Source organism: Pseudomonas sp. A39 (assembly GCF_058145955.1).
Genome location: NZ_JBYVMD010000090.1, coordinates 1 through 7,951 on the forward strand (window position 1 = coordinate 1; position 7,951 = coordinate 7,951).

General features: G+C 61.9%; 8 protein-coding genes. 4 read left to right on the forward strand and 4 right to left on the reverse strand.

Features of this window, described 5'->3' with window-relative positions; genetic code table 11:
- The 3 genes from AC3ZU9_RS30825 to AC3ZU9_RS30835 all read left to right on the forward strand — a co-directional run.
- The coding region (locus AC3ZU9_RS30825; RefSeq protein ID WP_490091759.1) for a 3-oxoacid CoA-transferase subunit B at window positions 1–576 on the forward strand (576 nt) is incomplete at its 5' end.
- A gap of 11 nt (window positions 577–587) precedes the next feature.
- Window positions 588–1,769: an acetyl-CoA C-acetyltransferase gene (locus tag AC3ZU9_RS30830; RefSeq protein WP_490091760.1), complete on the forward strand. Its 1,182-nt coding sequence runs from the start codon at window positions 588–590 to the stop codon at window positions 1,767–1,769.
- A 281-nt stretch (window positions 1,770–2,050) separates the two neighbouring features.
- Window positions 2,051–2,905, forward strand: coding sequence for a DUF4349 domain-containing protein (locus tag AC3ZU9_RS30835; RefSeq protein ID WP_490091761.1), 855 nt, complete (start codon window positions 2,051–2,053; stop codon window positions 2,903–2,905).
- A gap of 125 nt (window positions 2,906–3,030) precedes the next feature.
- Here AC3ZU9_RS30835 and AC3ZU9_RS30840 read toward each other — a convergent pair whose 3' ends face one another.
- The 4 genes from AC3ZU9_RS30840 to AC3ZU9_RS30855 all read right to left on the reverse strand — a co-directional run bounded on the left by AC3ZU9_RS30840 (window position 3,031) and on the right by AC3ZU9_RS30855 (window position 6,851).
- On the reverse strand, window positions 3,031–4,116 hold the full coding sequence (locus tag AC3ZU9_RS30840; RefSeq protein WP_046035917.1) for a DUF1615 domain-containing protein: 1,086 nt from the start codon (window positions 4,114–4,116) through the stop codon (window positions 3,031–3,033).
- 99 nt (window positions 4,117–4,215) lie between these two features.
- Complete coding sequence (gene hemB, locus AC3ZU9_RS30845; protein ID WP_012723386.1) at window positions 4,216–5,190, reverse strand: porphobilinogen synthase; 975 nt, start codon at window positions 5,188–5,190, stop codon at window positions 4,216–4,218.
- A gap of 116 nt (window positions 5,191–5,306) precedes the next feature.
- Window positions 5,307–6,149, reverse strand: a complete 843-nt coding sequence (locus tag AC3ZU9_RS30850; RefSeq protein WP_490091762.1) for a PhzF family phenazine biosynthesis protein — start codon at window positions 6,147–6,149, stop codon at window positions 5,307–5,309.
- 3 nt (window positions 6,150–6,152) lie between these two features.
- On the reverse strand, window positions 6,153–6,851 hold the full coding sequence (locus AC3ZU9_RS30855) for a glutathione S-transferase N-terminal domain-containing protein (protein ID WP_012723384.1): 699 nt from the start codon (window positions 6,849–6,851) through the stop codon (window positions 6,153–6,155).
- 248 nt (window positions 6,852–7,099) lie between these two features.
- Here AC3ZU9_RS30855 and AC3ZU9_RS30860 point away from each other — a divergent pair, with 248 nt between their 5' ends.
- Entirely contained in the window at window positions 7,100–7,801 is a 702-nt protein-coding gene (locus tag AC3ZU9_RS30860) for a hypothetical protein (RefSeq protein ID WP_043205131.1), read from the forward strand.
- Window positions 7,802–7,951: the final 150 nt, after the last annotated feature.

Below are 7,951 nucleotides of genomic sequence, written 5' to 3' on the forward strand. Positions count from 1 at the left end.
CCGACCCTGGTCGCCAACTACATCCCCGAAGGCATGGAAGTCATGCTGCAATCGGAAAACGGCCTGCTCGGCATGGGACCGTTCCCGACTGAAGAAACCATTGATGCCGACATGATCAATGCCGGCAAACAGACCGTGACCGCGCGCATCGGTGCGTCGATTTTCTCCTCGGCCGAGTCCTTTGCAATGATCCGTGGCGGCCACGTCGATCTCACCGTGCTCGGTGCGTTTGAAGTCGACGTACACGGCAACATCGCCTCGTGGATGATCCCCGGCAAGCTGGTCAAAGGCATGGGCGGCGCCATGGACCTGGTGGCCGGTGCAGAAAACATCATCGTGATCATGACCCACGCCTCCAAGGACGGTGAATCCAAGCTGCTCAGCCAATGCAGCCTGCCGCTGACCGGTGCGAACTGCATCAAGCGTGTGCTGACGGACCTGGCGTACCTGGAAATCGAAAATGGCGCTTTTGTCCTCAAGGAACGCGCACCTGGCGTCAGCGTTGAAGAGATTGTGAGCAAGACCGCCGGTAAACTGATCGTCCCGGACCACGTTCCAGAAATGCACTTCCAGTGAGGACAGATCCCATGCAAGACGTCGTGATTGTTGCTGCCACCCGCACCGCCTTGGGCAGCTTCCAGGGTTCGCTGGCGAATATCCCGGCCCCCGAACTGGGCGCCGCCGTGATCCGTCGCTTATTGGAACAGACCGGCCTGGACCCGGCCGAAGTGGATGAAGTAATCCTCGGCCAGGTGCTCACCGCCGGCAGCGGCCAGAACCCGGCGCGCCAGGCTTCGATCCTTGCCGGCCTGCCCCACGCCGTGCCCAGCCTGACGTTGAACAAAGTCTGCGGCTCCGGCCTCAAGGCCCTGCACTTGGGCGCCCAGTCCATTCGTTGCGGTGACGCCGACGTGATCATCGCCGGCGGCATGGAAAACATGAGCCTGGCCCCCTACGTACTGCCCGCCGCGCGCACCGGGTTACGCATGGGCCACGCCAAGATGATCGACAGCATGATCACCGACGGCCTGTGGGATGCGTTCAACGATTACCACATGGGCATCACCGCCGAGAACCTGGTCGACAAATACGGCATCAGCCGAGAAGCCCAGGACGCGTTCGCCGCGGCTTCCCAGCAAAAAGCCGTCGCCGCCATTGAGGCTGGGCGGTTTGCCGAAGAAATCACACCGATCCTGATTCCCCAGCGCAAAGGCGACCCAGTGGCCTTCGCCGTGGATGAACAGCCGCGCGCCGGCACCACCGCCGAGTCCCTGGCCAAGCTGAAACCGGCCTTCAAGAAAGACGGCAGTGTCACCGCCGGCAATGCCTCCAGCCTCAACGATGGCGCCGCTGCGGTGCTGCTGATGAGTGCCGACAAGGCCAAGGCCCTCGGCCTGCCGGTACTCGCGCGCATCGCCAGCTACGCCAATGCCGGCGTCGACCCAGCCATCATGGGCATCGGTCCGGTTTCGGCCACTCGCCGTTGCTTGGACAAAGCCGGTTGGAGCCTGGGCGACCTGGACCTGATCGAGGCCAACGAAGCCTTCGCCGCCCAATCCCTGGCCGTGGGCAAAGAGCTGGAATGGGACACCGACAAGGTCAACGTCAACGGTGGCGCCATCGCCATCGGCCATCCGATCGGCGCCTCAGGCTGCCGCGTACTGGTGACCCTGCTGCATGAAATGATCAAACGCGATGCCAAGAAAGGCCTGGCGACCCTGTGCATCGGTGGCGGCCAAGGCGTGGCCCTGGCCCTCGAACGCAGCTGATTCAAGGAGCATGTGGCGAGGGAGCTTGCTCCCGCTGGGCTGCGCAGCAGCCCCCTGCACTAAAGAGCAACACGGAAAAGGCCTGGTTCCACGAAAACCAGGCCTTTTCTTTATGTGGGATTCTTGAAAAAACGCAGTCCATCTATGGGAGCGGGCGACTGCGTGGCACGGCAAACACCGCACTCGCCCGCGCCACTCACTTCTGCCCCACGATGCTTTGCGTTAATCCGCCAGACCCGCTTTAATCGCCGTCAAATCCCCCCTGATCCCAAGGAACAGCAATGCGCCACCTGGACGGCAAACCAAAACCCTACCTGTTGCTCCTGCTGGCAGCGTTGGCCGTTGCAGGCTGTTCGCCCAAGGACCACTCCCGCGCCACGGTGATCAACGGCGAACAGGGCCGGGCCGGGGCACAACTGGCGTACGAGCACGAGCTGAGCCTGGCCCTGCCCGGCGCCCTGCTCGCCCCTCGTATGCAGGCCACCCGCGAGGCCTGCGAAACGGCACGCTTCGGTGCCTGCAATATCCTCGGCATCACCGAAGACAGCAGCGGCGGCCAGATCATTCTGCGCATTGCGCCGACGGGTGTGGAGCCGATCGTTGCGATGGCCGCAGAAGGCGGCAAACTCGGCCAGCGCATAACCACCGCCGAGGACCTGGCCGATGCCGTCGCCGACGTACGCCGCCGCCAGGACCGCCTGCAAGCCCAACAACAACGCCTGGATGAGTTGGCCAAACGCAAGGACATCACCGTCAGTGACCTGATCGTCTTGAGTAAGGAACAGGCCGCTATCGAAAACGAACTCCAGGAGCTGGCCCAGGTTGCCGCCGGCCAGCAACGTCGTCTCGACACCAACCGTGTGACGCTGAATTTCCGCTCCGCTGACGGCGCCAATCAGCAGTCACGCTTCAGCCGCATGTTCAGCAACCTGGGCGACAACCTGGTGGAAGGCACAGCCGACGCCCTGGAACGGTCAAGCTATGTGTTGCCGTTCGTGATCCTGGCGTTTCCGGTCGTGTGGTTGTGGGTGTGGTTGTGGCGACGCTTTGTGGTGAGGAACCGTCCTGGGGTGAACGGGCTTGCCCCGCGCTGGGGTGCGAAGCAGGCGCAGAGTGAGCCGCCGAGTGATGCCTGATAGACCGCATCGTACTTGATGGGGGGCGCTACGCACCCCAGCGCGGGGCAAGCCCGCTCACCACAGGAAGCCCGCTCATCACAGCAAGCCCGCTTACCACAGGAGCCCGCTCACCACACAGTTGATCAGCGTTTCATGCAACGCTGATACCGCTCATCCACGCGCTTGGCGAACCATGCGGTGGTGAGGTTGCGGGTGATCTTGGGGCTCTTGAGCACGATGCCTGGCAGGATCGCCCGTGGCATCGGTTTGCCCGCGGCCTTGTCAGCCAGGGCAAACACGCGCTTGTAGAGCGTGGTGTCCTCGAAATCCAGTTGCTCACCCTGCTCCAGTTGGCTGCGGATGCTGGGGTTGCGCATATCCAGCTTCGCGCCCAATGAGCGCACCGCCAGTTCGGTGGTGCCGGGTAGCAATGAACCATAGCGAATCAAATCCCCATCCAGCGCCAACTCGGTACCCGAGGCACGGCTGACGGCGGCCTGGAACGCGGCGTTGCGACTGGCGTACCAACCGGCATTGAAGTCGGCAAAACGGTACAGCGGCTGGTCATAGTTCACCGGGTAACCGAGCAAGTGCGCGATGCCGAAGTACAGGCCACCACGGCGGGTGAAAACTTCGCGGCGAATAGTGCCGTCCACCGTGTAGGGATAACCGCGTGCCTGTTTCTGCGCGAAGTCGATACTCACCTGCATCGGGCCTGCGGTGTGCACCGGGTTGAAACCGCCAAACAGTGTATTACCCAGGGGCACCATGCTGATGAAGTCATCGAAGATGCCACTCAGGTCCTTCTCCGTGCGCGCCGCGTTCAGGCGGTCGGCGTAAGTCTTGCCGGTGGGCGAACTCAGTTGCAGCGCACTGCGCACGACAAACGCCGGCACGTGGATTTTTCCGGCACGCCGCAGGATTTCATCCTGGGCTATCTTGCCCATGTTCGGCACGGGCGGGTCGACTTGGTACGTAGATTCCTGCTCGGTCACCGCCAGCACGGCGCAGATATTTTCCGTGCTGGGATAGATTTTCTGGGTGTCGAAGGCGGTGTAGATGTCTTGGGCCCAACCATTGCGATCGGACACCTTGGCCGGCAGCAAGCGCACGATCTGCGCCTTCACCTCGGCCTCGCTACGCTCCGGCTGTTGCGGGTTGCGCGTGGTGGAGCAACCGGCCAGTACCAGTAGCGAACAGAGTAAAAGGGGAAGACGGGACGAAGACATTCAAAGCTTCCTGAGGCGGCGGAATTGAAATACTACCCCACAAACGACGCAGGCAAATGTGGGAGCAAGCCCCCTCCCACATTTGAGTATGCGGTGGCTTTAGATCCCCGCCAACGCCAGGTCCATCGCGAAGTAGGTGAAGATCAAGTCCGCGCCCGCGCGCTTGATCGAGCCCAAGGTCTCCCGCACCACACGGTCTTCATCAATCGCACCGGCCTGGGCGCCGAACTTGATCATCGCGTACTCGCCGCTCACCTGATACGCCGCCACTGGCAGGCGCGAGGCTTCGCGGATGTCGCGGATGATGTCGAGGTAGGCACCGGCCGGCTTGACCATCAGCGCATCCGCGCCTTCCTGCTCGTCGAGCAGCGATTCGCGCACGGCTTCGCGGCGGTTCATCGGGTTCATCTGGTAGCTTTTGCGGTCGCCCTTGAGCGCACTGCCGCCGGCTTCGCGGAACGGGCCGTAGAGGGCCGAGGCGAATTTGGTGGAATACGCCATGATGGGGATATGGGTGAAGCCCGCGTCATCCAGGGCACGGCGAATCGCCTGGACCTGGCCGTCCATCGCCGCCGACGGGGCGATGACGTCGGCACCGGCACGCGCAGCGGCCACGGCTTGCTTGCCGAGGTTGACCAAGGTCGCATCGTTGTCGACATGGGCGCCGTGCATCACGCCACAGTGGCCGTGATCGGTGTATTCGCAGAAGCAGGTATCCGACATCACGATCATTTCCGGCACGGCGTCCTTGATGATCGAAGACATGCGCGAAACCAGGCCGCGCTCTTTCCAGGTGTCACTGCCGCTGGCATCCAGGTGGTGGGACACGCCAAAGGTCATCACCGACTTGATACCGGCACGCGCATAGCGCTCGATTTCACCGGCCAGTTTCTTCTCAGGAATACGCAGCACGCCCGGCATACTGGTGATGGGCACGAAGTCGTCGATGTCTTCTTCGACGAAAATCGGCAGCACCAGGTCGTTGAGGGTGAACTCGCTTTCCTGGAACAAACCACGCAGCTCCGGAGAGCGGCGCAGGCGGCGTGGACGGGCTTGGGGGAACTGGCTGGTCATGGATATCCTGAAAAAGTGGCAGAAAACTTTAGGGCGAAAGCTTATGCCCCAGGCCCCGGCAGCACAAACGCCAAGGGGCCAACAGTGTATTGCGTGTGCCGTAACAATTTATTGATCTAGAGCCGTACATGCCCTTCGATGCACACCGCCACCGCGCCACCGACCCAGATTTCATCGCCCTGGCGCTCAACGTGAATCCGCCCCGCCCGTCCTATGGCCGTGCCCTGGCTGACCACATAGCGCTCGGGCGCCAGGCCCTCGCTGAGCAACCATTGGGCGAGCCCGGCGTTCAAGCTGCCGGTGGCCGGGTCTTCCTGCGCGCCATCGCCTGCGATAAAGGCCCGCACTTCGAACTGCGCGTCCACATCGTCGCGAGCGGGGTCACACGGCGCAATCACGCCCACCGCCAAACCGAGCAGTTGCGAGTAATCCGGTTGCAGGTCCAGCACCTGGTTTCGATCGGCCAACATCACCGCCAGCCAGCCCGCGCCATTATCGACCCACTGGCTGCGCACAATGGTGTCGGGCGCCACGTGCAACGCCTGACGCACGCGCTCTATCACGGCGGCCTCGACCGGCCCGGAACGCAATAATGGCGGTGCGATAAACGCCAGTTCATCGCCCTGGCGACGGATACGCACCAGGCCGATTTCGCACTCTTGGATGATCTCCTCGCCGCGTGGAATACCGCCTGCCTGCAGCCACGCGTGGCAACTGCCGAGCGTCGGGTGCCCGGCGAAGGGCAGTTCCTGCAGGGTGGTGAAAATTCGCACCCGATAGTCAGCCCTGGGGTCGCGGGGGGTCAGCAGGAACGTGGTTTCGCTGAGGTTGGTCCAGTTGGCAAAATCCGCCATCTGCCGGTCGGACAGGCTGTCGGCATCGAACACCACCGCCAGCGGGTTGCCTTTGAGCGGCACGCGGCTGAATACGTCCAGCTGTTTGAAATCGAAAGTCTGCATGTTTCAACTCGGAATATTAAGGCCACGGATCACGGCTGGCCGCGCAACAAAACCGTCCAGCGCGCGCAGTACATTGGGGAAGTCGGCAATGCCCACCAGGTCGCCGGATTCATAGAAGCCGATCAGGTTGCGAACCCACGGAAAGGTGGCGATATCGGCGATGCTGTAGGCATCGCCCATGATCCAGGTGCGGCCCAGCAGGCGTTTTTCCAGGACGTCCAGCAGGCGCCGGGACTCAGCGGCGTAGCGGTCGCGAGGGCGCTTGTCTTCGTAGGCCTTGCCGGCAAATTTGTTGAAGAACCCCAGTTGGCCGAACATCGGGCCGATACCGCCCATCTGGAACATCAGCCACTGGATGGTTTCATAGCGGGTGGCCGGGTCTTCGGAAAGCAGTTGGCTGGTTTTCTCCGCCAGGTAGATCAGGATGGCACCGGACTCGAACAGCGCCAGCGGCTGGCCGCTGGGGCCATTGGGGTCAATGATGGCGGGGATTTTGTTGTTGGGGTTCAGGGACAGGAACTCGGGAGACAACTGGTCCTGCGTCTCGAAGCTGACTTTATGCGCCTCGTAGGGCAGGCCCAGTTCTTCGAGCATGATCGACACTTTCACCCCGTTGGGCGTGGGCAGCGAGTACAGCTGCAAACGCTCGGGATGTTGAGCCGGCCATTTGCTGTTGATCGGGAAAGCGGCAAGCGGGTTCATTGTGAAATCCCTGGGCAGAAAGCCCCATCATAATCATCCGCACGGTGTCCTGCATGGGTCATCAATGCGCAACATCGGCTGGCTATTATCCCTCGCAGGCGAACCAATACGCCTATGGGCACTCTCAAGTGCGCTCGTCCGGTGAATGGAGGCACCTCGCTACATCGACAGGGAACACCGCAGGACGCTGGATGCGTACTGGGCCGGGCTTGTCCGCCTTAATTCGATGCACTGAAGACTCGACACTCATGACAATCAAGCCTCTGTGCCTTGCGCTGCGCCTGAAACGATATTCATACATTATGTTACCGCTGCTGCTGGCAGGCGGCGCTGTTGGCCTCACCCTGGAATCGCGCATCAGCAGCGCCGAACCGGTGGATGGGGTACAAACCCTGGTTTTCCTGCGCCACGGCGAAAAACCCGCCGGTGGCCTGGGCCAACTCAATTGCCAGGGCCTCAACCGTGCGATGAACCTGGCCACGGTGCTCCCGGAAAAATTCGGCAAAGCCAATTTCGTCTTTGCGGCCAACCCGACACGGAATGTCGAGGAAGGCGAGCTAGACAATTCCTACAGCTATATTCGGCCCCTGATGACCATCAGCCCCAGCGCCATCAAGTTGGGCCTGCCGGTGAACATCAAGTTTTCCGCGAATGACACCAGTGCCCTCGCCGATGAACTGGTCGAGGACAAATACCACAACTCCATCATCTACACCGCCTGGTCCCACGGTTACCTGCCGGAGTTGATCAACAAGGTGGCCAGTGAAGCGTCGGGGGAAAAACACACCATCACCCACGACTGGTCCGGCAGCGACTACGACACGCTGTATGTGTTGACGCTGACGTGGCACAACGGCAAGGCCTCGCTGCTGAGCCGCAACTACAAGCAAGGCTTGAACAACGGCGATCAGAGCTGCCCGGACCCTACGCAGGTCAGCGCGGAATCCTGACGGCAAAGGGTCGGCTGGGCTTCTGGGAGCTTAGGTATACGGGTATGGCGCTTGACCTGTGGCGAGGGAGCTCGCTCCCGCTGGCGGCCTGACCGACGACCGCCATCTAACGGTTAGACCGCGATCCAAATGTGGGAGGGGGCTTGCCCC

Bases quoted from the DNA above. Each gene is read 5' to 3' on its own strand.
- AC3ZU9_RS30840 (WP_046035917.1), bottom strand. From the start codon at position 4,116: ATGTCTTCGTCCCGTCTTCCCCTTTTACTCTGTTCGCTACTGGTACTG.
- AC3ZU9_RS30835 (WP_490091761.1), top strand. From the start codon at position 2,051: ATGCGCCACCTGGACGGCAAACCAAAACCCTACCTGTTGCTCCTGCTG.
- hemB (WP_012723386.1), bottom strand. From the start codon at position 5,190: ATGACCAGCCAGTTCCCCCAAGCCCGTCCACGCCGCCTGCGCCGCTCT.
- AC3ZU9_RS30850 (WP_490091762.1), bottom strand. From the start codon at position 6,149: ATGCAGACTTTCGATTTCAAACAGCTGGACGTATTCAGCCGCGTGCCG.
- AC3ZU9_RS30860 (WP_043205131.1), top strand. From the start codon at position 7,100: ATGACAATCAAGCCTCTGTGCCTTGCGCTGCGCCTGAAACGATATTCA.
- AC3ZU9_RS30830 (WP_490091760.1), top strand. From the start codon at position 588: ATGCAAGACGTCGTGATTGTTGCTGCCACCCGCACCGCCTTGGGCAGC.
- AC3ZU9_RS30855 (WP_012723384.1), bottom strand. From the start codon at position 6,851: ATGAACCCGCTTGCCGCTTTCCCGATCAACAGCAAATGGCCGGCTCAA.